General features: G+C 72.7%; 20 protein-coding genes and 2 pseudogenes. 6 read left to right on the forward strand and 16 right to left on the reverse strand.

The annotated features are described in order from the left end of the window. Positions 1-144: 144 nt before the first annotated feature. Positions 145-2241, forward strand: coding sequence for an ABC transporter ATP-binding protein (locus tag DDJ31_RS09570; protein WP_240678445.1), 2097 nt, complete (start codon positions 145-147; stop codon positions 2239-2241). 61 nt (positions 2242-2302) lie between these two features. Here the strand turns inward: DDJ31_RS09570 and DDJ31_RS09575 are convergent, their stop codons facing one another. From DDJ31_RS09575 to DDJ31_RS39010, 6 genes and pseudogenes are all read right to left on the reverse strand, one after another. After that, on the reverse strand, positions 2303-2491 hold the full coding sequence (locus DDJ31_RS09575; RefSeq protein ID WP_127180701.1) for a hypothetical protein: 189 nt from the start codon (positions 2489-2491) through the stop codon (positions 2303-2305). 155 nt (positions 2492-2646) lie between these two features. Next, on the reverse strand, positions 2647-3336 hold the full coding sequence (locus DDJ31_RS09580; protein ID WP_127180700.1) for a DUF899 domain-containing protein: 690 nt from the start codon (positions 3334-3336) through the stop codon (positions 2647-2649). Positions 3337-3423: 87 nt separating this feature from the next. Next, complete coding sequence (locus tag DDJ31_RS09585; RefSeq protein ID WP_127180699.1) at positions 3424-4746, reverse strand: cytochrome P450 family protein; 1323 nt, start codon at positions 4744-4746, stop codon at positions 3424-3426. Positions 4747-4830: 84 nt separating this feature from the next. Beyond that, positions 4831-6711 carry an FUSC family protein gene (locus DDJ31_RS09590; RefSeq protein WP_127180698.1) on the reverse strand — a complete coding sequence of 627 codons (1881 nt, stop codon included), beginning with the start codon at positions 6709-6711 and terminating at the stop codon, positions 4831-4833. 163 nt (positions 6712-6874) lie between these two features. Further along, positions 6875-7534 (reverse strand): annotated as a pseudogene (locus DDJ31_RS09595) (nucleotidyltransferase domain-containing protein); the annotation flags it as partial. Positions 7535-7751: 217 nt separating this feature from the next. Beyond that, positions 7752-7886: pseudogene (locus DDJ31_RS39010) on the reverse strand (nucleotidyltransferase domain-containing protein); the annotation flags it as partial. A 238-nt stretch (positions 7887-8124) separates the two neighbouring features. Between DDJ31_RS39010 and DDJ31_RS09600 the strand changes: the two are divergent. Next, entirely contained in the window at positions 8125-8604 is a 480-nt protein-coding gene (locus tag DDJ31_RS09600) for a GNAT family N-acetyltransferase (protein ID WP_127180697.1), read from the forward strand. A 54-nt stretch (positions 8605-8658) separates the two neighbouring features. Here DDJ31_RS09600 and DDJ31_RS09605 read toward each other — a convergent pair whose 3' ends face one another. From DDJ31_RS09605 to DDJ31_RS09620, 4 genes are all read right to left on the reverse strand, one after another. Further along, a complete protein-coding gene (locus DDJ31_RS09605) occupies positions 8659-9768 on the reverse strand; it encodes a glycoside hydrolase family 6 protein (protein ID WP_431029251.1) in 1110 nt (369 codons plus the stop codon). Between the two features lie 330 nt (positions 9769-10098). Then, positions 10099-11082 carry an MBL fold metallo-hydrolase gene (locus DDJ31_RS09610; protein ID WP_164785006.1) on the reverse strand — a complete coding sequence of 328 codons (984 nt, stop codon included), beginning with the start codon at positions 11080-11082 and terminating at the stop codon, positions 10099-10101. Positions 11083-11305: 223 nt separating this feature from the next. After that, on the reverse strand, positions 11306-12058 hold the full coding sequence (locus tag DDJ31_RS09615; protein WP_127180695.1) for an aspartate/glutamate racemase family protein: 753 nt from the start codon (positions 12056-12058) through the stop codon (positions 11306-11308). Positions 12059-12063: 5 nt separating this feature from the next. Beyond that, positions 12064-13515, reverse strand: a complete 1452-nt coding sequence (locus DDJ31_RS09620) for an NCS1 family nucleobase:cation symporter-1 (protein WP_127180694.1) — start codon at positions 13513-13515, stop codon at positions 12064-12066. Between the two features lie 440 nt (positions 13516-13955). Between DDJ31_RS09620 and DDJ31_RS09625 the strand changes: the two genes are divergently transcribed. Beyond that, on the forward strand, positions 13956-14615 hold the full coding sequence (locus DDJ31_RS09625) for a GntR family transcriptional regulator (protein WP_127180693.1): 660 nt from the start codon (positions 13956-13958) through the stop codon (positions 14613-14615). A 102-nt stretch (positions 14616-14717) separates the two neighbouring features. On the opposite strand, the gene DDJ31_RS09630 is transcribed toward DDJ31_RS09625, so the two are convergent. Then, the gene (locus DDJ31_RS09630) at positions 14718-15413 is read right to left on the reverse strand and encodes a uracil-DNA glycosylase (RefSeq protein WP_127180692.1); all 696 of its coding nucleotides are present in this window, start codon (positions 15411-15413) and stop codon (positions 14718-14720) included. 179 nt (positions 15414-15592) lie between these two features. On the opposite strand from DDJ31_RS09630, the gene DDJ31_RS09635 reads away from it, so the two are divergent. Next, complete coding sequence (locus DDJ31_RS09635) at positions 15593-16132, forward strand: RNA-binding S4 domain-containing protein (protein WP_127180691.1); 540 nt, start codon at positions 15593-15595, stop codon at positions 16130-16132. Positions 16133-16189: 57 nt separating this feature from the next. Here the strand turns inward: DDJ31_RS09635 and DDJ31_RS09640 are convergent, their stop codons facing one another. Further along, on the reverse strand, positions 16190-17089 hold the full coding sequence (locus tag DDJ31_RS09640) for an acyltransferase domain-containing protein (RefSeq protein WP_127180690.1): 900 nt from the start codon (positions 17087-17089) through the stop codon (positions 16190-16192). Positions 17090-17155: 66 nt separating this feature from the next. Here DDJ31_RS09640 and DDJ31_RS09645 point away from each other — a divergent pair, with 66 nt between their 5' ends. Further along, positions 17156-17425, forward strand: a complete 270-nt coding sequence (locus DDJ31_RS09645; protein ID WP_127180689.1) for a DUF6343 family protein — start codon at positions 17156-17158, stop codon at positions 17423-17425. A gap of 94 nt (positions 17426-17519) precedes the next feature. On the opposite strand, the gene DDJ31_RS09650 is transcribed toward DDJ31_RS09645, so the two are convergent. The 4 genes from DDJ31_RS09650 to rpsA form a co-directional block, all read right to left on the reverse strand. Then, complete coding sequence (locus tag DDJ31_RS09650; RefSeq protein ID WP_127180688.1) at positions 17520-17900, reverse strand: tetratricopeptide repeat protein; 381 nt, start codon at positions 17898-17900, stop codon at positions 17520-17522. Positions 17901-17950: 50 nt separating this feature from the next. Beyond that, positions 17951-18598: a dephospho-CoA kinase gene (coaE, locus tag DDJ31_RS09655; protein WP_127180687.1), complete on the reverse strand. Its 648-nt coding sequence runs from the start codon at positions 18596-18598 to the stop codon at positions 17951-17953. Positions 18599-18691: 93 nt separating this feature from the next. Next, entirely contained in the window at positions 18692-19630 is a 939-nt protein-coding gene (locus DDJ31_RS09660) for a PAC2 family protein (RefSeq protein ID WP_127180686.1), read from the reverse strand. 463 nt (positions 19631-20093) lie between these two features. Next, positions 20094-21599: a 30S ribosomal protein S1 gene (rpsA, locus tag DDJ31_RS09665; RefSeq protein WP_127180684.1), complete on the reverse strand. Its 1506-nt coding sequence runs from the start codon at positions 21597-21599 to the stop codon at positions 20094-20096. Between the two features lie 366 nt (positions 21600-21965). Between rpsA and DDJ31_RS09670 the strand changes: the two genes are divergently transcribed. Then, positions 21966-22778, forward strand: coding sequence for a class I SAM-dependent methyltransferase (locus DDJ31_RS09670; RefSeq protein WP_127180683.1), 813 nt, complete (start codon positions 21966-21968; stop codon positions 22776-22778). Position 22779 lies beyond the last annotated feature (1 nt).

Consider the following 22779-nt stretch of genomic DNA (forward strand, 5'->3'; position numbering starts at 1 on the left):
CCCCCGCGTCGGCCCGGCCCGCGATAGTGGCCGTTCGTCCATCCGGAGGCGGGGAGGTCGGCGGTGCCGAAGAAGCGGGGACTGGCGGAGGGCGACGTCTCCGACTCGGAACGGCTGCTGTTCGGCGGGCCGCTCCGCTACGACATGGGGTGGAGCCAGCACCGGGACGCCTTCATGGAACTGGGCTTCCGGGCCATGGTGACGCGGCTGCCCGCGCTGCTCGGGTCGAGTTTCCGGCTGGCCTGGCAGGCGGACCGGCGGGCCGCGCGGATCGTGCTGCTCGCCGAGGTGACCCGGGGCCTGACGCAGGCGGTGGGGCTGCTCGCCGTCAACAGCGTGCTGGCCCGGCTGATCGCCGGCGGTCCGATCGAGGACCGGCTGCGCGGCGCCGCCCCCGCGCTGGCCGCGATGGCCGCCGTCACCCTGCTCGGGGCGCTGCTGCGGGCCGCGTCCACCTACGCCACCGGGCGGCTCGAACCGAAGGTGGAGCGGGTGGCCACCGAGCTGTACCTGGAGCGGGCGGCGGCCGTGGAGCTGGCCGCGATCGAGGACCACGCCTTTCACAAGCTGCTGGACACCGCGCAGTACGGCGCCGCGTCGGCCCGCCGGATGATCTCGTACGCCAGTCGGGTGGTGAACGCGGCGATCTCGCTGATCGCGGCGGCGGGCGTGCTGACCGTGCTGCATCCCGCCCTGCTTCCGCTCCTCATGACGATGACGCTGCCGAGCGCGTGGAGCGCGCTGACCAACGCACGGCGCCGCTACGCGTCGTTCCACACCTGGGTGCAGCACGCCCGTGCCGGTCAGCTGATCAGTTCGCTGCTCACGGAGCCGGCGGCGGCCCCGGAGATCCGGGTGCACGGTGTCGGGCCGTTCCTGCTGCGGCACTTCCGGTCGATGTCGGAGACGGCGGAGGCGGAGCAGGCCCGGCTGGCCAAGCTCGCCGCCCGTACGGGTCTGATCGCGGCGGTCTGGACCGGTCTCGCCACGGTGGCGACGTACGCGACGCTCGGCGGGCTGCTGCTCACCGGCGCGATGGCGCTCTCGGTGGCGGGTACGGCGGTGATCGCGATCCGGACCGGTTCCAGCAGCCTGGACAGTCTGGTGCTGGAGGTGAACTCGCTGCACGAGGAGGCGCTGTTCGTCGGGGATCTGCGGCGCATGTATGTCGAGGCGGCCGAGCGGGCGATCCCGGTCGGCGGTGATCCGCTGCCCGAGGACCCGAGCGAGATCAGGTTCGAGAACGTCACCTTCCACTATCCGGGTGAGTCGGTCCGCCCGGCGCTCGACGATGTCACGCTCACCCTTCCGCTGGGTCGGATCGTGGCGCTGGTCGGCGAGAACGGTTCGGGCAAGACCACCCTGGTCAAGCTGCTCGCGGGCCTGTACACGCCGGGCCGGGGGCGGATCCTGTGGGACGACGTCGACACCGCGACCGCGGACCGGCACGCGTTGGCCGAGCGGATCGCGATGGTGGCGCAGGACTTCAAGCGCTGGCCGTTCACCGCCCGGGTGAATGTCGCCGTGGGCCGTTCCTCCGCGCCCCTGACCGATGAGCGGCTGGCGCGGGCGGTGGCCGAAGCGGGCGCCGAGGAGGTCGTCGAGGAGCTGCCGAGGGGTCTTGACACGCTGCTGGCCCGCAATTTCAGCGGCGGCCACGAGCTGTCGGGCGGGCAGTGGCAGCGGCTGGGCATCGCGCGGGCCGCGTACCGGCGCGGCCGGATCCTGATCGTGGACGAGCCGACGGCGGCGCTGGACGCGCGGGCCGAGCTGGAGGTCTTCGAGAAGATCCGGGCGCTGGCCGCCACCGGGCAGACGGTCGTCCTCATCACCCACCGGCTGGCGTCGGTGCGGCACGCGGATCTGGTGCATGTCCTGGACCAGGGGCGTCTGGTGGAGTCGGGGACGCCCAACGAGCTGCTGGCCCGCGGGGGTGTCTACGCGGAGCTGTACTCGCTCCAGGCGGAGCAGTTCACGACCCCGGTCCCGCCGCCGTCGACCTCGAATCCCCCACCCACGCAGAACGCCGCGTCCGCGCCGAACCCGTCGCCCGCACCGAATCCCTCATCCACGCCGAACCCGTCGCTCGCACCGAACTCCGCGTCCGCGCCGAACCCGTCGCTCGCACCGAACCCCTCATCCACGCCGCACCCCCGGTCGACGACACGGACACCGGACCCCGGCTCCACGCCGGCCCCCGCAAAGGCCCCCTCACCGGTCCCTGCGCCGAAGGCGGGCTGACGACGACGGTCCGCCCGGTTCCCCCGAGTTCCCCCGGTTCCCCCGGCTCCGCCCGGCCGCGTCAGGCCACCACGTCGACGACGGCCTCCTGGCCTCGCACGATCACCAGGAACGTGTCGCTCGCGAGGTCCATGACGACCTCGGCCGCCAGCCCCTCCTGCCGTCGCGCGTGCGCGAACTCCTCGGCCGGCCACGACCCGCGCGGCCCGCCCGCGGGAAAGCGTTCGAGCACGGTTCGCCCGTTCACCACCCTGCACCTCCAGAAAGCGTCATGCGTTGTAGGAGTTAACGCCTTCTGGGGGCGGAAGGTCGCGGTGGGCGACCGTACTGAGATGTAGCCGACACCTGTGCACCGCGGACGGTGAAGCTCCGCTCACCGACGGATGATCGCCGGCACGCTCCGCGTCAGTCCTCGTACTCGTCGTGATAGCGGACGCGGTCGCTGCCGGCCGGCGCACCGAGCGCCGACGCGCGCCCCGGGGGCTCCTCCCACTCCTCCTGCCGCCCGAGCGCGGTCAGGTCGAGAAAGCTGGTGGTCGAGCCGAGCCCGTCGAGCCCGCGCGCGAACGTCGAGTAGGTGTGGAAGACGCGGTCGCCGTCGCGCAGGAAGCAGCTGATCCCGGGCCGGTCGACGAGTTCCCCCTCATGGGTCAGGGTCGCCTCGAAGTCCCGGTTGAAGTCGTTGCCGTACGACGAGTACCAGGGGACCGTCCACCCCATCCGCGCCTTGAACGGCAGGATCTTCGTGTAGGGGGCCCGGGAGACGGCGGCGAAGGTGGTGCCGCGCGCCTTCAGGTGGGCGAGGTGGCCGACCTGGTCGAGGAAGCCGGAGCAGCTGCGACAGCCGGCGTCCCACTCCGGGGCGAACATGAAGTGGTAGACGACGAGTTGGAGGCGGCCCTGGAAGAGGTCGGCCAGTGCGGACTTGCCGTCGCCGCCCTCGAAGAGGTACTCCCGCTCGACCTCCACCATGGGCAGCCGGCGCCGCTCGGCGTTGAGCGCGTCCCGGGCCCGGGTCGCCTCCTTCTCTCTGACCAGCAGTTCTTCGCGCGCCGCGCGCCACTGCTCGCGCGAGACGATCTCCGGAAGCGACATTGCTCCTCCTGTACCAACGGTCCGTACAGAGGGGCAGACCGGGGGCGGGACGGGAACTCATCGCCGTACCGGAGACTTTTTCCGCCGTCAGGAACCGGCGGGTGAAGGAGTCGGGGAGGAGTCGTCGGGTTCCACCTCGGGGTCGGCGTCGGGATCGGCCTCGGGGTCGGCCTTGGCGTGGGCCTCGGGGTCGGCCTCGGTGTCGGTGTCGGCGTCGGCGCCGGCGTGGGCCTCGGAGTCGGTCGAGTAGGTGACCGGCAGGGCCGCGAGGCCGCGGGCGCGCAGCGAGGGGCGCCAGCGGAGTTCGTCGTCGGCGAGGGCGAGCCGGGGGAAGCGTTCGAGGAGGGCGGCGAGGGCGATCTCCGTCTCGGCGCGGGCCAGTGGGGCGCCGACGCAGTAGTGGATGCCCAGGCCGAGCGCGAGGTGTCCCGAGGTGTCGCGGCCGATGTCGAGGCGGTCGGGGTCGGGGAAGCGGCCGGGGTCGCGGTTGGCGGAGGCGAGGGAGACCCAGACCGTCTCGCCCGCCGGGACGGTCACGCCCGCGATGGTCACGTCCTCGACCGGGAAGCGCCGGATGGCGAACGCGGCGGGCCCCTCGTGGCGCAGGAACTCCTCGACGGCGGACGGGATACGGGCCGGGTCCGCGCGCAGGGCGGCGAGCTGGTCGGGGTGCTGGAGCAGCAACGAGACGGCGTTGCCGATGAGTTGGACGGTGTTCTCGTACCCGGCGAACAGGATGAGGAAGGCGAGGGACGTCAACTCGTCCTCGCTGAGCCGGTCGTCCTCGTCGCGTACGGCGATCAGGTCGGAGAGGAGGTCGTCGGCGGGGTGGGCGCGCTTGTCGGCGAAGAGTTGGGCGAAGAACCCGAGCATGGCGACGATCGCCTGCTTGCCCGCCTCGGGCCTGGCCGGGTCGGGCAGCAGGAGCGCGTCGGTCCAGGCCCGGAAGTCGTGCCGGTGGTGCTCGGGGATGCCGAGCAGATCGCAGATGACGGTGATCGGCAGGGGCGTGGCGTAGGAGGCGACGAGGTCGGTGGTGCCGTGCGGGCCGAGGGCGTCGAGGAGGCGGTCGGCGGACTCCCTCATGGGAGCCCGGAGTTGCTGGACCCGGCGGGGGGTGAAGGCGCGGCCGACCAGTCGGCGGACCCGGGTGTGGTCGGGCGGGTCCATGTTGAGGAGGTTGGCGTCGAGCGCGGGCGGCAGCCGGAACCCCTGGTAGGTGCCCGGCGTCGCGTGCTTCTTGTCGAGCGAGAGCCGGGGATCGGCCAGGGCGGCACGGACGTCGTCGTACCGGGTGACGAGCCAGGCGGGTGTGCCGTCGGGCCCGGTGATCCGGTGCACGGGCGCGCTCTCGCGCAGCCGGGGGTAGACGTCGTGGGGGTGGTCGAGAAGGCCGTCGGCGGGGTCCATGGGGGCAAGCCTAGACAGTCGGGGGGCCGGGTCAGGCACACCCGGAGTCCGTCCGCTCACCGCCCGTCCGCCCAAGGTGTCCCCCTATCCGGCCAGTGGCAGGGGCCGTTCGGGGAGGCGCAGCCCGCTCCGTTCTCGTCCCTGCTCCAACTCGTCCAGAAGTGAGGTGAGTTGCTCGGCGTGCTGGGGTGCGAGGCGGCCGGAGTCGTCGAGCTGCACGGCGCACGCGGTGGTGGCGTCGACGAGTCGTTCCAGGGTGTGGACGATGTCGTCGGCGCCGGCCGAGTGCCGTGCCAGGAAGGGGAGTTCGGCGGCGGCGAGGGCGATGGCCGCGCGGGCCTCGGCGAGGGTGCGGTAGGCCTCCCGGCGCAGGGTCCAGCGGACCGCTCGGGCTTCGGGAGTGCCGCCGCCGAGCGCCGACTCCCCGAGCACATGGGTGAGATAGGTGTGCGCGGCGTCGTGCGCGGCGGCGACCCGTGACCGTACGCCGCCGCCGCGCTGTCCCGGCATCGGGAGGTGTCCGACGACGAGGACGATCGCGCAGGCGAGCAGGGTCTCGCCGATCCGCCCGGCGGACGCCTGCGGTTCGCCGCCGACCATCACGAGGGCGAGGACGAGCACGGTGACGACGGCGGTCTGCGCGGCGAAGTGCCGGGTGGCGACGGGTATGAGGGCGCCGCTCACGGCGACGAGCGCGATGAGCCCTTCGGGCCGGGGCAGCACGGCGGCGAACCCGGCGAACAGGAGCGCGCCGAGGACGGTCCCCGCGGCCCGGCAGAGCACCCGTGACACCAGGGGTCCGAGGTCGGGCTTGACGAGGAAGACGGCGGTGGCGGGCAGCCAGTACCAGTGCTGGTGCTGCCCGTACCAGCGGGCGTGGTGCAGATACTGGGCGACGGCGACGGCGGCCCCGAAGCAGAGCGCGACCCGCAGTCCGTACTCGCGCCCGCCGGCCCCGAACACCGCGCGCCACCGGGCGCCGGCCGGCCGGGGCCGGGTGTGCAGGTCGCCGCCTTCGCCCTGGTCGAAGGCGTGGGCGGCGTGCAGGAGGGCGTCGTCGAGGGCGCGCAGGGCGGGCGCGGAGCGGTGCGGGGCGGGCAGTGGCCCGGTCGGGGTGCCGCCCCTGACGGCGTCCGCGAGCCTGCGGGGTCCTGCGGAGGCGCGGGCGGAGGCGGCGTCCCCGGCCCAGGCGAGCGCGGTCGCGGCCTCGGCGAGCGGGAGCGCGGCGGCGTACTGGGCGTGCAGTCGCCGTTCCGCGGCCGAGCTGGCGTAACGCCGTAGCCGGGGGCCGGTGAGGGCGTCCTGTGCCTGGTCGAGGGCGCTGGTCAGGGCGGCGCGGCGGGTGGTGGCGTCGTCGGTGCCCGCGGCGTCGAGGAGTGCGGCGACGGCGTCGTACACGGCGGCGACGGCGTCCCGCTCGCCGCCGAAGCGGAAGTCGCCCGCGGTGGCGCGCGGGGTCGGCAGCACGAGGCGTACCGCGAGCAGCCAGCCCGCGCCGGTCAGGAAGGCGAGGGCCCGCTGCCAGCCGGCGTCGGGCAGCGGCATCCCGGCGCCGATCGAGGAGGCGACCAGGAGCTGCGTCCCGGCTCCGGAGGCGATCGGTCCGACGGCGCTGACCGAACCGGCCAGCAGTCCGACGGCGGTGAGGAGGAGGGTGAGGGCGAGTGGCCCGAGGTGGTCTCCGGCGGACGTCCCGACGAGCAGCCCGGCGGCCCCGGCGAGCGCGGGCATCCCGAGGCGCCGCACGGCGGCACGCCGGCTGCCGGGGCGGTCGTTGATCCCGGCGAGCATGGCGCCGATGGCGGCGACGACCCCGAGGGAGGTGCGGTCGAGGAGGACGGCGCCGAGCAGCACGGGCCCGGCGGCGAGCGCGCCTCTGACGACGGCGCTCCAGGGAACGGGACCGCGCTGGGCGCGGAGGGCGTGGGCGAGCCAGGGGGGCAGTGCGGGCAGGGACCGGGTCACGTGGCTCCTGTCGTCTCGACGAGGGCGGGTGGTGCCTTCGGGCGACGGTGGCCGGGGCGGTGGCGTTCAGTGCTGCGGGACGTCCACGGTAGTCGGAGCGGAAGGAGAAGGCGGAACGGTTGTATTGCGGAGATGTGACGGTTGGCGGGATGTCCGGGTTTCTTTATGAACGAAATCCCGGGACGTCGACCTTGGAAACGAAGGCGGCTTCGCAGATCTCTCGCACCCGCTGCACGCAGCGCGCCAGATCGCCGTCCGAGGCGGCCTCGGCGACGACGGCGTCGACGGCCCGCAGTCCGGCCCGTTCCAGGAGCCGTTTCTCGTTGGTCACCCACGCGCCGCGTGCCGCGAGCACCGCGTGTCCGGCCTGCGTGACGGCGACGGCGACGGCCCCGACGGTCTCGGTGAGCCGCCCGTGCGGGACGTGCTGGGCCTCGGCGTACCCGAGCGTCGCACGGGCGCTGCCGCTCCACCGCTCGAAGGCGGCCCGCCGCAGCGCCTCCGGGTACGGTCCAGGAGGCGCCATTTCACCGCGCAGCACCCGGTTGACGGCCAGCTCGGCGACGACGAGGTACGTGGGGATCCCGGCGAGATGGAACAGCAACGGCTCCACCCGGAACCGTCCCGCCCGCGCCTCGGCCACCTCGCGCTCGACGACGTCGAGATCGCGGTAGTGCACGTCGACCCGCCGTCCCTCGACGGTGAGCCAGGCCCCGCCGTTGAACACCCCGCCACCCCACCCGCCGACCTCGGACACCTCACCTCCCCAGCCGACGGCCCGCAGGTCGGCGGGGTCGAAGTGGCCGCGGTAGTAGATGGCTAGGGCCTGTCGTTTGGATCAGGCGGCGCCGAGGTGCGGTGCCTTGTCGGCCGACCCGAGCGGGTCAGGACGCGTGCAGCTGCAAGGCGGAGGAGGGCGTCGACGCGGTGGGGGCACCTCCCGGCCGAAGGCCGGGGGACGTCGGCAACCGACGACAACGCCGCAGATGGGCGTGGCCTGACCCGCGACTCGCCGCATGATCCAAACGACAGGCCCTAAGGTCCCAGTCGCTGTCGTCGCGGGCGGTCCCCTCGGCCCGTGATCCGCCGAGCGCCACGGCCCGCACCCCGGGGAGGCGGGCGAGCGTGTCGGCGGTGCGGTCGAGGAAGGCGGCGTCGGAGAGGTCGTCGGGCATGGCAGCAGCCTGCCCGGACAACAACGACGACGTCGAGCCCTTTACCGCCCGGGGCGCGGCGGCGGGAAGGGAATGGGGTGGGGGTGGGGTGCGGGCCGAGCGCGGGAGAGGAATTGGGATGCGGTACGGGCCGGGCGCGGGAAGGGAATTGGGATGCGGTGGGGGCCGGGCGCGGGGAGGATCGGTGTGCCCTGTCCCTACCGGCCGCCGCTGCGGCTGTCCCCTAGGAGTGCCGTCGATGAGCTCAACCGCGCCGGGCCGAACGGCCGGGTCCGATGTCGTCCTCCGTCGGGCGGGCGCGTCCGACGCCGGTCCGGCGGCCGACGTCTGGCTGCGCTCGTTCCGCGCCGCGCTGCCGACCGTCGTCCGACCGCGCTCCGACGACGAGGTGCGGGACTACTTCCGCGAGGTCGTGGTGCCGTGCCGGGAGACCTGGGTGGCGGACGCCTGCGGGGAGGTCGTCGGGGTGATGGTGCTGGGTGAGGGTGAGATCTCGCAGCTCTATCTCGACCCCGGGTGGCGTGGCCGGGGGGTCGGGGACCGGTTCGTGGACCTCGCCAAGGAGCGGGCACCGGACGGGCTCGCCCTCTGGACGTTCCAGGTCAACACGCCCGCGCACCGCTTCTACGAACGTCACGGCTTCACCGCCGTCGCGCACACGGACGGCAGCGGGAACGAGGAGCGGGAACCGGACGTGCGGTACGTGTGGCGGCCGTAGGCGCGGGGAACGGCGGACGGCCGGGGGCTCGGCGGGGGCGTGAGCGGCGAGCGGTCAGCGGCTGCGGGGGGCGTTGCGGGCACCGCGGGCGCCATCACGGGCACCGTCACGGGCGCCGTCGGGGACCTCGTCCCGAATGTTGCGGGCCAGTTCCAGGGCGTATTCCGGCCACCACTGGCCCGCCGCGGGGCCGCCCCGGCAGGTGCCGTCCGACTCTCCCGGGCGTTTGATCCACAGGTACGCGTCGAGGCGGTCGCCGCCCGTGCGGGTCGTCGGCGGGGTGCCGAGGGCCCGGCCCGGCGGATTGCACCAGGCGTCCGTGCCGGTCGCCGCCGGGAGCGGACCGTTGCCGTTGCGGCTGCTGTCGATGACGTAGTGGATACCGCCGAGATCCTTCGAGAGCCACTCCCCGTATCTCGAACTTGCCTGGTCGGTCTGGAAGTTGGAGACGTTGAGGGACACCCCGTCGGCCCGCCGCACCCCTGACGCCTTCAGCGCGTCGACCAGCCGCCAAGCCTCGGGAATCCAGGCGGAGTTGCCGGCGTCGAGGTAGACACGGGTGTGCGCCCTGCTCTTGAAACGGTCCACGGCGTAGGCCAGGAGGGCGTAGCGCTCGGCGGCCGTCACCTCGGTGCATCCCGCCACCACCTGGGCCACCGCGTCCGGTTCGACGACGATGTAGGCGCCGCGGTCGTCGAGCGCCGCCGCGAACGCGTCGACCCAGGCACGGTAGTCGGCCGCGCTCGGGGCGCCGCCGTGGGAGTACTGGCCGCAGTCGCGACTGGGGACGTAGTAGGCGACGAGCACGGCGAGGCGTCCGGCACGCGCCGCCGCCGTGGTGCGGGCGCGGACGGTCGGGGCCGGGTCGGGGCCGTAGATCCACTCGGCCTGCGGGCGTCCCGCGATCCGCTCCATCAGCGCGGCGTCCGCCGACCGCCCGGCCGCGCGCCACTCGGCGGCCTGGCGCGCGGCGGCGGAATCGGGGTCGGTCCAGAAGGGTTCGTCGGCCGGGGGCGCGGACGGGGGCGGATACGCGGACGGGGGCGGATATGAGGACGCGCCCGTGGCCGTGCTCGCGCCCGCCCCGGTGACTGTCGTCGGGGCCAGTGGGACGCCCGTGCCGGTGGCCGTCGCCGTGGCCGGTGCGACGGCCGCGCAGCACAGCCCGATCAGCAGCGCGGCCGCGGCCCCACGGCGGACCAGCGCGGCCGCGGCCCCTCGGCGAACCGTTCCCGCAGCGAGGGCGGCGACGGCGGTGGCGACGACGCCGAGCGCGACGGCGGTGGCGGTGGCGCCGACGGCGACGGCGATCGACCGGTGGTGCCGCGTGGCCTCGGCGGTGGCGCTGACCTGGGCACGGGCGACTCCGTTCCCGCCACCGGGGCGCGCGACACGACGGCGACCGGCGACGACCGGGCGGGGACTTTTCTTCCCGGGAGTGTGCGGGGCGCCGCACGCACCGCCCCGCACTCCGCCCAGCGGTTCGCCGGAAGATCACCCCGACGGCGGGACGGTCCCGGCGCCCGGCCCGCGCCGCTCGTACGCCCAGCGCGCCGCCTGCCCGGCGAGTGCCACGAGGTCGGGTTCGCCATGGCCGCCGTCGAGGTGGCGGTACTCCACGGCCGTGAGGATCACGATCCGTTCCGGCAGGCCGAGGTGGTCGTGGAAGCCGGTCGTGAGGATGTCGGCCGCGGCCTCGTAGGCGGGGACGCCCGCGGCGTGCCTGACGCGGATCAGTTCGGCCAACTCCCGCAGATAGGCAGCGTATTGGTGAACGTCCTCGGGGCTCATCAGCGGGCCGTGGCCGGGGACGATCACCTCGGGTTCGAGGGCGAGGACCGTCTCGCACGCGGCGGCGACCCGGGCGAGCGGGCCGTCCCAGTGCACGGGGTGGTCGTCGGCGAAGAGGACGTCGCCCGCGCAGACCACCCGTTGGGCGGGCAGATGGACGATCAGGTCGCCGGCCGAGTGCGCCGGGCCGACCTCGATCAGCTCGACGTCGATCTCGCCGACCCGCAGGTCGTGCCGCCCGGAGAAGGTGATGTTCGGCGGCACGGCGTCGACGCCCTCGTACCGGTAGCGGCCGAAGTGCTCACGGGCGTACCAGCCGAGGGGCTCGTCGGCCGGTGTGCCGTGGGTGAGGAAGTGCATCTGCGCGGGCGACGGTTCCCTGCACAGGTGTTCGGCGCTGGCCTTGGTGGCGATGATGTCGGCGCCGGGGAAGAGGCCGTTGCCGAAGGTGTGGTCGCCGTTGACGTGGGTGTTGACGATGGTGCCCACGGTGGCGCCGGCCAGCAGCGGCCGAGCCGCGGCGATCAGGGCCTCGGTCATCGGGCGGTCGTAGGGGGTGTCGACCAGGGCCGCGTCCCCGCCGGAGGTCACGAGCAGACAGTTCGCGAAGCCCCAGGTGCCCGGGTGTCCAGGGGACCAGAGGTGGAGTCCGTCGGCGACCAGGGGGAGTCCGTCAGGAAGGTTCATGACGATCATTGTGGCCACAGCCGGCCACGGCCCTTCCCACCACCCCCACCCACCTCACCACCCTCACCTCACTCAACTCGCCTGCTTCACCCTGCTCCTCTCGCCCAGCCCACTTGACTCACCCCGCTCCTCTCACCCAACCCGCTCGACTCACCCCGCTCCCCTCACCCAACTCACCTGACCCACACCGCTCCTCTCACTCACCTGGCGCACCCGGCCCCTCTCACTCCCCCGCCCCTCCCGGCCTCCCCATGCCCTCGCTCGCGCCCCCGCCCCACGTCCGCCGCTTCGCCACCGGGCGCGCGTAACTTCCCGCCCTGCTCGTGGTGAGCCCCAACTCGACCAGTGATTCGGCGAGTTTGACCGCGGCGCCGACCCCGTCCACGACCGGCAGGCCCAGCTTCTCGCCCACCGTGCGTTCAAGGCCCGTCATCCCGGCGCAGCCGAGCACCAGGACCTCCGCTCCCGCGGCCCGCGCCTGTTCGGCGGCGGCCAGGAACGCCGCCTCGGTGCGGGCCGCGTCGCCGAGGTCGAGGACGCCGAGTCCGGTGCCGACGACGGCGGCGCAGTTGCGGGCGACTCCCGCCGTCTCCAGGCTGTCCTCGATCTGCCCGCGGGAGCGTTCCAGGGTGGTGACGACGCCGTACCGACGTCCCAGCAGGCACGCAAGGTGGGCGGCGGCCTCGGTGATGTCGACGACCGGCACGTCCACCAACTCCCGTACGCCTTCCCGCCCGTGCTCCCCGAACCCGGCGAGCACGACGGCGTCGTAGGCGGGACCCCGGTAGGTGCGCAGCAGGTCCATGACCGCGGCGGCCGAGAGGTAGCTGTCGAGCCAGCCCTCCGCCGACTCGGGGCCCCACGCGGGGGTCAGCCCGGTCACGGTGGTGCCCGCGCCCGCGGCGGTGCGGGCGCCCCGGACGATCTCCTCGGTCATCTCGCGTGTGGTGTTGCAGTTGGTGACGACGATCCGCACCCGGATCAGCCCTCCTCCGCCGTGCGCTCGCTCCGGCACAGGACGGCGTACAGTCCGGCCGCGAGGGCGGTGCCGATGAACCAGGAGTAGGGGGCGACGTCGCTGAAGGTCTTCACCAGCGCGAGCACCGCGGCGACGCCCGCCGAGGGGAGGAACGCCCACAGGGCACGGGGGTTGACGCCCTTACGGTAGTAATAGCGGCTGCCGGGGCTGGCGTTGAAGAGGTCGTCGACGTCGATCCGGCCGCGCTTGACCCAGTAGTAGTCGACCATGATGACGCCGAACAGCGGTCCGAGGAAGGCGCCGAGCCCGCCGAGGAAGTAGTTGACGACGGTCGGGTTGGAGAAGAGGTTCCAGGGGGTGACGACCAGTGCGGCGACCGTGCTGATCCAGCCGCCGATCTTGAAGGTGATCTTCTGGGGCCAGACGTTGGCGAGGTCGTAGGCGGGTGAGACGAAGTTGGCGACGATGTTGACGCCCATGGTGGCGACGGCGAAGGTCAGGGCGCCGAGGACGAGCACCCAGGTGTTGCCGACCTTGGCGACCAGTTCGGCGGGGTCGGTGATGGCCTCGCCGAAGACCTTCAGCGAGCCGGCGGTGACGATGACCGAGACGACCACGAAGGCCGTGGAGTTGATGGGCAGGCCCCAGAAGTTGCCGCGCCGGACGGTGCGTTGGTCGGGTGCGAAGCGGGAGAAGTCGCAGAAGTTGAGCATCAGGGTGCCGTAGGTGGCGAGGATCAGGCCGATCGCGCCGAACCACTGGCGCCACTGCTCGCCGACCGGGACCGGATGCGGGGTGTCGGTGAGGGAGATCGTCCAGCCGGCCTTGGCAAGCACCCAGACGGCGAGGGCGATCATCACGATCCAGATGGCGGGTCCGCAGAAGTCCTGGAACTTCCTGACGGACTCCATCCCCTGACTGATGATCAGGGCCTGCACGAGCCAGAGCGAGACGAACGAGAGCCAGCCGAGGGCGTCAAGTCCGAGGAACGAGCTGTGCGTCCAGGACTCAAGGCCCGGCCAGGCGGCCAGCAGCATCACGTTGACGGCGACGGAGGCCAGGTAGGTCTGGATGCCGTACCACATGATGGCGATCACGGCCCGGATCAGGGCGGGGATGTTGGCGCCCCAGACGCCGAAGCTGATCCGGCTGACGACGGGGAAGGGCACGCCGTGACGCTGGCCTATCGTGCCCATCCGGTTCATGCCGACGTAGATGAGCACGAACCCGGCGAGCAGGGCGGTGAAGACCTGCCAGACGTTCATGCCGAGGACCAACAGCCCTGCGGCGAACGTGTAGTTGCCGAGGTTGTGGACGTCGGACATCCACATGGCGAAGAGGTCGAAGACCTTCCAGTTCCGCTGCCCCGCGGGGGCGAGGTCTTCGTTGGTGAGCCGGGGATCGGGGGCGAACGCTGGTGCGCCGGTGGCTTCGGCGCGGTCGGCGAGGGACACGGGGGCCTCCAGAGCGGCGAGGGCTTGGGGATGACGGAGGACGAGCCGAACGCGTTTGGTATACCAAACTGCGCCATGGTCCCGCCGTCAAGCGTTCGAACCGATATCGCCACCGTTAAGGCTCAGTAAATTCGCCAGGGAACCCCAGAGACACCCATAAACCACCGGAACAGCACGAAAGCCCCCAGGGCCCTTGTCCTGGAGGCTTCACTCACGCCGGGGCGATCGGGCGCGATCGGGCGCACCGGCCGGCACAACCGGTGACCCGAGCGCGACGGACGGCTCGGGAAGGCGGGACGAACCACGGCTCGGGAAGGCCGGACGAATGACGGCTCGGGAAAGCGGGACCAACCACGGCTCGGGAAGGCGGGACGAACGACGGCTGGGAAGCCGGGACGGAATACAGCCGTCGCCGCCCCCGCGTCAGCGAGGATGGCCCCATGGCGAAGATCGAACCTCTCGGCGCGGTGCGCGAGCGGGTCCTGGCGACCCTGCGGCAGGACATCATCGCGGGCCGGCTCTGCCCCGGTGACCGGCTCGTCGAAAGGGAGTTGGCGGAGCGGCTCGGAGTGTCACGGGTGCCGGTCAGGGAGGCGATCCGGGCGCTGGTCGCGGAGGGCTTCGTCCACTTCGAGTCCGCGCGCCGCACCGTCGTACGGCGGCTGACCCCGACCGACGTCAAGGAACTCTTCGAACTGCGCGAGGCGTTGGAGGTCTACGCGGCGGGGCTCGCGGCGGCGCGGGCGACACCGGAGGCGCTGGCGGAGCTGCGCGCGCTGCTGGCGCGGTCCGCGGCGGCGACCGAGGCGGACGACGCCGAGGCCATCACGGACATCAACACCCTCTTCCACGACCGCATCCTCGCGCTGGCCGGCAACAGCCTGCTGATCTCGGTGATGGAACCGGTCGACGGCAGGCTGCGCTGGCTGACCCGGCAGAACGAGGAGTGGCCCCAACTCCTCACGGAACACCGGGACCTGTACGACGCCATCGCCTCGGGCGACCCGGACCGGGCCCGCGCCCACGCCCTGACCCACGTCAAGGCCAACTACCGCTCCACGGTCCGGCACCTGTTCGGCGAGGACCAGCCCCCCGCCTGACCGGCCCGGCCCGCAGTCCGTCACGGATCGAGGCTGGGACAGTCACCAGCGCCGACCGGACCGACACGGTCCCATCCCACGGCCCGCCGGCAGCCCCACCGCTCACCCCTCGGTCGGCAGCCCCGCCGCCCCCGCCGCCTCGCGCAGTACGTCCCGCAGCATCTCGGGGGTCAACTTCCCCGTGAACGTGTTGCGTTGGCTGACGTGGAAGCAGCCGAACAGGTCGAGTCCGGCCAGCCTCACCCGGGTAGCGTGGCCGAAGGGCGGCCGGGGGCGTGGGATGTCCCAGCCCGCCGCCGCGAACGCCGGGAGCGCCGCCTGCCAGCCGAAGGCGCCGAGGACGACCGCCGCGCGCACCGTCGGCCGCAGCAGCCGCAGTTCCTCCACGAGCCAGGGCCGGCAGGTGTCCCGTTCCGCCGGGGTCGGCTTGTTCTCTGGCGGCGCGCAGTGCACCGGTGACGTGATGCGGACACCGCGCAGGGTCAGGCCGTCATCGGCGGAGACGGCCGTCGGCCGCGACGCGAGACCCACGTCGTACAGCGCCCGGTAGAGGACGTCGCCCGAGCGGTCTCCGGTGAACATCCGGCCGGTGCGGTTGGCGCCGTGGGCCGCCGGCGCCAGCCCGATGATCAGCAGCTTCGCGTCGGCCGGCCCGAACCCCGGCACCGCCCGCCCCCAGTACGTCCAGTCGGCGAACGCGGCCCGCTTGGTGCGGGCGACCTCCTCCCGCCACTCGACCAGCCGCGGACAGGCACGGCAGTCCGCGACACGTCGGTCGAGATCGGCGAGAGCGCTCACCCCTCCACCGTACGGCCGTCACCCCTCCACCGTACGGCCGTCACCCCGCCACCGTACGGCCGTCACCCCTCCCCCGTAGGGCCCCCGGCCCGCCACCAGGGCCGGCCCGGAGGCGAGCGGCGGGGGTGCGGCGGAAAATGCGTCCGGTGCGGCGGGTCCCGCGGACTAAGGTCGACGGCATGGCTTCCGAAGAGTCCGCAGTGAACGACGACCAGGCGCCGGCGGCCGAGCCCGCGGAGCGGGACCCGAAGGTCGAGGCGGCCGTCGCCGCGGCCGAGGCCGCCGGGATCGCGGACGGCGGGACGGTACGGCTCGACAGCTGGATCTGGGCGGTGCGGCTGGTCAAGACCCGCTCGGTCGGCGCCAGCGCCTGCCGGGGCGGTCACGTGCACGTCAACGGCGAGCGGGTGAAACCGGCCTACGCGGTGCGGGTGGGCGACGAGGTGCGGCTGCGGCACGACGGCCGCGAGCGGATCGTCGTCGTCAAGCGCCTGATCTGCAAGCGGGTCGGCGCCCCCGTCGCCGTCCAGTGCTACGTCGACAACTCCCCGCCCCCGCCGCCCCGCCAGTCGGCGGCCCCTGCCGGTGTCCGCGACCGCGGCACCGGCCGCCCCACCAAGCGGGACCGACGCGACCTGGAACGGCTGCGCGGCCTGAAGGACTCGGCGGCCGCGGCCCGCACCAGCCGCCGCGGCGACGAGGAACAGCCCGGCAGGTGAGCTGAGCCCCGGCGCCGCGAGAGGCCCCGACGGGCACCGCGGCGGCTGGCGGCGCCGCTACAGCGGGAACCAGCCGTGCCCGATGTACCAGTGGCCGCCCGCCCGCAGCCGGTCGCCGACGGCGCGTTCCAGCGCCGTCCGCCGGGGCAGCGACTCGACGGCGAGACCGGGGTCGCCGAACACGAACTGGACGGGCTCGGTGTCGGCAGGTTCGCTGTCCTCGCGGGCGACCCGGAACCGCTGCTGGAAGCGGACGATGTTGGATTCGGCGGGCAGGTCGTCGGCGAGCTGCGGGTCGAGCAGCCAGGAGTGGCAGAGCGCGGCCCGGTACTTCTCGTCCGGGTGGTGGCGGGCGAAGAACTCGCCCGCCATGGCCAGCGAGCGGTCGCAGGCATCCGGGGAGAGCGGGCCGAGGAAGTCGGGGATGTGGAGGTTCAGACAGGGCGTGCCGGGCGCCGCGTCGAGGCCGGCCTCGGCCAGCGCGCTCGCGGTGCGCTCGCCGTGCCGGGAGCGCTGGAACTGCAGCCGCCCCAGTTGGTACAGCTCGCCGCCGAAGTGCAGGGTCAGCCACCGCCTGGCCACCAGTCCTGGCACGCCGTGGCGCCTGCGGTGCACGGCGACGTGCCGGCCGAGGTCGGCGAGGGTGCGCCGGGATATGTCGTCGGGGACACCGATGGCGCGGTGGTGGGCGCGGACGTGGGGCAGCGCGGCGACGAAGACGTAGATCGGGAAGCAGCGCTGGAGGGCGCCGGACGGCCAGTCGAGGTCGGGCAGGTCGACCCCGCCGCGGATCTCGCCGAGGCCGTGCGTCAGCTGCCCGACGGACGCCTCGAGGAACTGCCGCAGCTCCGGGTCCTCGGTGACCCGGCGGCCCAGCCTGACCAACTCGTTGATGTCCTCGTGCGGCACCCCCAGGTCGAGCAGTGTCTCGGCCAGTGCGTCGGCTCGCGGAAGCACGCGTTCCCCCTCTTTTGGTGTCGTTGCCTCCGAAGAGTACGTTGCAAGGAGGAGAGGTGACCGGCTGTGCGAACAGGCAGTGAACCGACGACCGCACGCAGTGCGCTGCGGCTGCGGTTCTGGCTGAGCCTGTGGGGTCTCGTCTGGTCGGTCTTCGGCACGGCGGCCTTCGCGCTCACCGGGCAGATCGGCTGGGCGGTGGCCTGCGGGGTGCTGTGGCTGGTGGTCACCGTTGATCTGGCGGTCATCCTGCGCCACATCCACCAGGGTCCGCACTTCCAGCCGGGCCCGGACGTCCCGCCCTACCGACCACCGGAGACGCGACGACCGGGCTGAGTCGGCAAGGGGCACGGAGCCTAGCCCGCCCAACCGCACCGGATCGCGGGAGCGCGGCCTCCGAGGGCACTGAGCCGCATGGGATCGCGAGGGCTCAGTCGTCGAAGCGGGCGGCCTTCAGGTACTGCGGGTTGGGGTCGAGCGCGGCGGCCAGCCTGAAGTGCCGGGTGGCCTGCTCGGGCCTGCCCTGCCGCTCGTAGGTGCGGGCGAGGGCGAAGTGCGCGAACGCGTTGTCCGGCTCGCGCTCCAGGACGATCGTGAACTCCAGCTCGGCGGGCCGCAGTTGAGCGGCGGCGAAGAAGGCGCGGGCCCGCAGCAGCCGGGCGGCGGTGTTCTCCGGGTGGGCCGCGATGACGCTGTCGAGCAGCTTCACCGCGCCCTTCGGGTCACGCGCGTCGAGCAGCCGCTCGGCCGCGCGGAAGTCGATGACATGCGTCTCCGGAGTACGTCCGGTCGATCCGCTGCTCTCGGGCACGGATGAGTCCTTCCCTCACTGGAAGGGTTCAACGCCCGTTGAACCCGACGCTATTCCTGGGACGCCCCCGACGCCCCCGACGCCCCTGATCCGCCGCGCGCCGCCGCGGCCCGCCGCACGAGGTCGCCCCACACCTCCCGCACCCGCCGCTCAAGACGTTCCAGCGGTACGTCGTTGTCGATGACGATGTCCGCGATCTTCCGGCGCTCCTCGCGGGTCGCCTGCGCCGCCATGCGGGCCCGCGCGTCCTGTTCGGTCATGCCGCGCAGCCGCACCAGCCGGTCGAGCTGGGTCTGCGGGCTGACGTCGACGACGATCACCAGGTCGTAGCGGGGCGCGAGGCCGTTCTCGGCGAGGAGCGGCACGTCGTGGACGACGACGGCGTCCTCGGCGGCGGCCGTCTCCAGCTCGTGGGAGCGGGCGCCGACCAGGGGGTGCACGATCGCGTTGAGGACGGCGAGCTGCCGCGGGTCGGCGAAGACGATCGCGCCGAGCTTCGGCCGGTCGAGGGCGCCCTCGGCGGTGAGCACCTCGGTGCCGAAGGCGTCGGTCACCGCGGCGAGGCCGGGGGTGCCGGGCGCGACGACCTCGCGCGCGATCCGGTCCGCGTCGATCAGTACGGCGCCGTGCTCCACGAGCAGCCGCGACACCTCGCTCTTGCCGGCTCCGATTCCACCGGTCAGGCCCACCGTCAGCATGAGCGCCAGCTTAGGGCCTGCCACCGACAGCGCGACGGCCGGGACGCGACCGCTCCCCGACAGCCCCGGAGGCGACCGCGCGGGGCGTGGGCGTCAGCCCTCGCCCTCCCGTTCGGCGAGGAACCGCTCGAACTCCAGGCCGATCTCGTCGGCCGAGGGGATCTCGACGGGTTCGGCGAGCATGTTGCCCCGGGTCTCGGCGCCCGCGACCGCGTCGTACTGGTTCTCCAGACCCTGGACCAGGGAGACGAGTTCCTCGTCGCCCTCCTGGATCTGGCGGTCGATCTCGGTCTGGGTGCGGTGGGCGTCGGTGCGCAGGGTGTGCGCGATGCCGGGCAGCACCAGGCCGGTGGCGGCGGTGATGGCTTCGAGGACGGTCAGCGCCGCGTCCGGGTACGGGGAGCGGGCGATGTAGTGCGGCACGTGCGCGGCGACTCCGAGGACGTCGTGCCCGGCCTCCATCAGCCGGTACTCGACGAGGGACGCGGCGCTGCCGGGGACCTGCGCCTCGTCGAAGGGGCTGCGGTGGCCCGGGACGAGGTCGGTGCGGTTGCCGTGCGGGGTGAGGCCCACCGGACGGGTGTGCGGGACGCCCATCGGGATGCCGTGGAAGTTCACGGAGAGCCGGACCCCGAGCCGCTCCACTATCTGCCGGACGGCCACCGCGAACCGCTCCCACTCGACGTCGGGTTCGGGCCCGGCCAGCAGCAGGAAGGGCGCGCCGGTGGCGTCCTGGACGAGCCGCACCTCGAGGGTGGGGACCTCGTAGTCGGTCCAGCGGTCGCGGGTGAACGTCAGCAGCGGGCGGCGGGCCCGGTAGTCGACGAGCCGGTCGTGGTCGAAGCGGGCGACGACCTGGTGGGGCAGCGAGTCGAGAATGCTCTCGGCGATCTGGTCGCCGGTCTCGCCCGCGTCGATGTATCCGTCGAAGTGGTAGAGCATGACAAGACCGGCCGACTCCTGGGCCAGCGCCATGTCGACCACGGCGAGGCCCTTCGGCTCCCATGCGTACAAACCCTGCGGATCAAGCACTGTGACCGCCCCTCCTCGTGTTCGTACTCTCCAACGCCCTGTCGGGCGGGGACATTCCCCGGGCCGGCTCCGATCAGCCGCCCTCTTACCGGCTTCTCATCGACGGCGGCCCGCCCACGAACCGGGTCACGGCCCGCCCACCCGACACCCGGCACCGGGCACCCGCACCCGCACCCGCACCCGCACCCACACCCACACCCACACCCACACCCACACCCACACCCACACCCACGAGAGGCGCACACACGACCGACGACCGGCAACCGCACCCCACCCCAGGCGCGCGCAAACCGCGCACCGCACCCCACCAGGCGCGCGCACAGCCGCGCACCGCACCCCCGCCGGACGCGCGTCGCCGCGCACCGCGCCCCCGCCACCAGACCGCGGGCACGGCTGAGGGGCCGCACCCTCGCGGGTACGGCCCCTCAGTGGACTACCGGGCCTCAGCGGCGCCGGAGGTCAGTCAGCTCTGGCCGCCGGCCAGCTTCTCGCGGAGCGCGGCGAGCGCCTCGTCCGACGCGAGCGCGCCGGACGTGTCCGCACCCTCGGAGGAGTACGAACCGCCACCGCCACCGCCACCGGAGGCGGACGGAGCGGCAGCCTCGCCGCCCTCTGCCGCGGCAGCGGCGTCGGCCTCGCGGGACTTGATGACCTGGGCCTGGTGCTGCTCGAAGCGCGTCTGCGCCTCGGCGTACTGGCCCTCCCACGCCTCGCGCTGGGTCTCGTAGCCCTCGAGCCAGTCGTTGGTCTCGGGGTCGAAGCCCTCGGGGTAGATGTAGTTGCCCTGGTCGTCGTAGGACGCGGCCATGCCGTACAGGGTCGGGTCGAACTCGACCGAGGCCGGGTCGGCACCGAAGGACTCGTTGGCCTGCTTCAGCGAGAGGCTGATGCGGCGGCGCTCGAGGTCGATGTCGATGACCTTGACGAAGATCTCGTCGTTGACCTGGACGACCTGCTCCGGGATCTCCACGTGGCGCTCGGCCAGCTCGGAGATGTGGACGAGGCCCTCGATGCCCTCGTCGACGCGGACGAACGCGCCGAACGGAACGAGCTTCGTGACCTTACCGGGGACGACCTGCCCGATCTGGTGCGTGCGGGCGAACTGCTGCCACGGGTCTTCCTGCGTCGCCTTCAGCGACAGGGAGACACGCTCGCGGTCCATGTCGACGTCGAGGACCTCGACGGTGACTTCCTGGCCGACCTCGACAACCTCGGACGGGTGGTCGATGTGCTTCCAGGAGAGCTCGGAGACGTGGACGAGACCGTCGACGCCGCCGAGGTCCACGAACGCACCGAAGTTGACGATCGAGGAGACGACGCCGGAGCGGACCTGGCCCTTCTGCAGGGTCGTGAGGAAGGTCTGGCGGACCTCGCTCTGGGTCTGCTCCAGCCAGGCACGGCGGGACAGGACCACGTTGTTGCGGTTCTTGTCCAGCTCGATGATCTTGGCCTCGAGCTCCTTGCCCACGTAGGGCTGGAGGTCGCGGACACGGCGCATCTCGACGAGGGAAGCCGGCAGGAAGCCACGGAGGCCGATGTCGAGGATGAGACCACCCTTGACGACCTCGATGACGGTACCGGTGACGATGCCGTCCTCTTCCTTGATCTTCTCGATGGTGCCCCAGGCGCGCTCGTACTGGGCGCGCTTCTTCGAGAGGATCAGGCGGCCTTCCTTGTCCTCCTTCTGGAGAACAAGGGCTTCGATCTCGTCACCGACGGCGACGACCTCGTTGGGGTCGACGTCGTGCTTGATCGAGAGCTCGCGGCTCGGGATGACACCTTCGGTCTTGTAACCGATGTCGAGCAGGACCTCGTCCCGGTCGACCTTCACGATGACGCCGTCGACGATGTCGCCGTCGTTGAAGTACTTGATCGTCTCGTCGATCGCGGCGAGGAAAGCTTCCTCGTTACCGATGTCGTTGACCGCAACCTGCGGGGTGGTGGCGGTGGTCTCGGTGCTGCTCGTCATGTGGGAAAGGGCTCCGGTACGGACATTGAGTCGTAGGTACTGCTACGCCGGGAGCCCGTATCGCTCTGAAGAAGCCGGACAGCCAAAGAAGCGCCACACACGATGGAACCGTGGCGCCTCGACAACCGAGGGGACATACGACAGATGCGAGCGCAGCCTGCTACGTCTGAGGTGCGCAGGCCCGCAGCGCAACTTGTAGCATACGGGGGCAGCCGGGCAGGGTCAATGCGCGAAGGCGCACACCCGGGGCGGATCGCCGCATACCCGGCACAAGAACTGTCTTCTGAGGCCACGACGGCCTGAGACACCCCTCCCGCGACACCCGCCAGGGAACAGACGGGAGGGAAGAGTACGACGAGGGAGCCGATCATCCAAGAGCCCGAAGCGTCCGAGCCCGAGGCCGTCCGACGGGGCGCGGACGGCGCCGAGAGTTCCCGTGCCAACCGGGGCTGGTGGGACCGGAACGCGGACGATTACCAGGTCGAACACGGCACGTTCCTCGGCGACGACCGCTTCGTGTGGGGTCCCGAGGGGCTCGACGAGGTGGAGGCCGAGCTGCTCGGCCCGCCGGAGCGGCTGGCGGGCCGCGACGTCCTGGAACTCGGCGCCGGCGCCGCCCAGTGCTCGCGCTGGCTGACCGCGCAGGGGGCCCGCCCGGTCGCCCTGGACATCTCGCACCGCCAGCTCCAGCACGCGCTGCGGATCGGCGGCTCGTTCCCGCTCGTCTGCGCGGACGCCTGCGCGCTGCCGTTCGCGGACGGCTCGTTCGACCTGGCGTGCTCCGCGTACGGGGCGCTGCCGTTCGTCGCCGAACCGGTCACCGTGCTGCGGGAGGTGCGCCGGGTGCTGCGGCCGGGCGGCAGGCTGGTCTTCTCGGTGACCCACCCGATCCGCTGGGCGTTCCCCGACGAGCCGGGCCCCGAGGGGCTCACGGTGTCGGCCTCCTACTTCGACCGCACGCCCTACGTCGAGCAGGACGACACCGGCCGCGCCGTGTACGTCGAGCACCACCGCACCCTGGGCGACCGGGTGCGGGACGTGGTGGCGGGCGGTTTCCGGCTGGTCGACCTGGTCGAGCCCGAGTGGCCGGCCTGGAACACCTCGGAGTGGGGCGGCTGGTCCCCGCTGCGCGGCAACCTGCTGCCCGGGACGGCCGTCTTCGTCTGCGAACGGGACTGAC

This window comes from Streptomyces griseoviridis, assembly GCF_005222485.1.
Taxonomy (GTDB): domain Bacteria; phylum Actinomycetota; class Actinomycetes; order Streptomycetales; family Streptomycetaceae; genus Streptomyces; species Streptomyces hintoniae.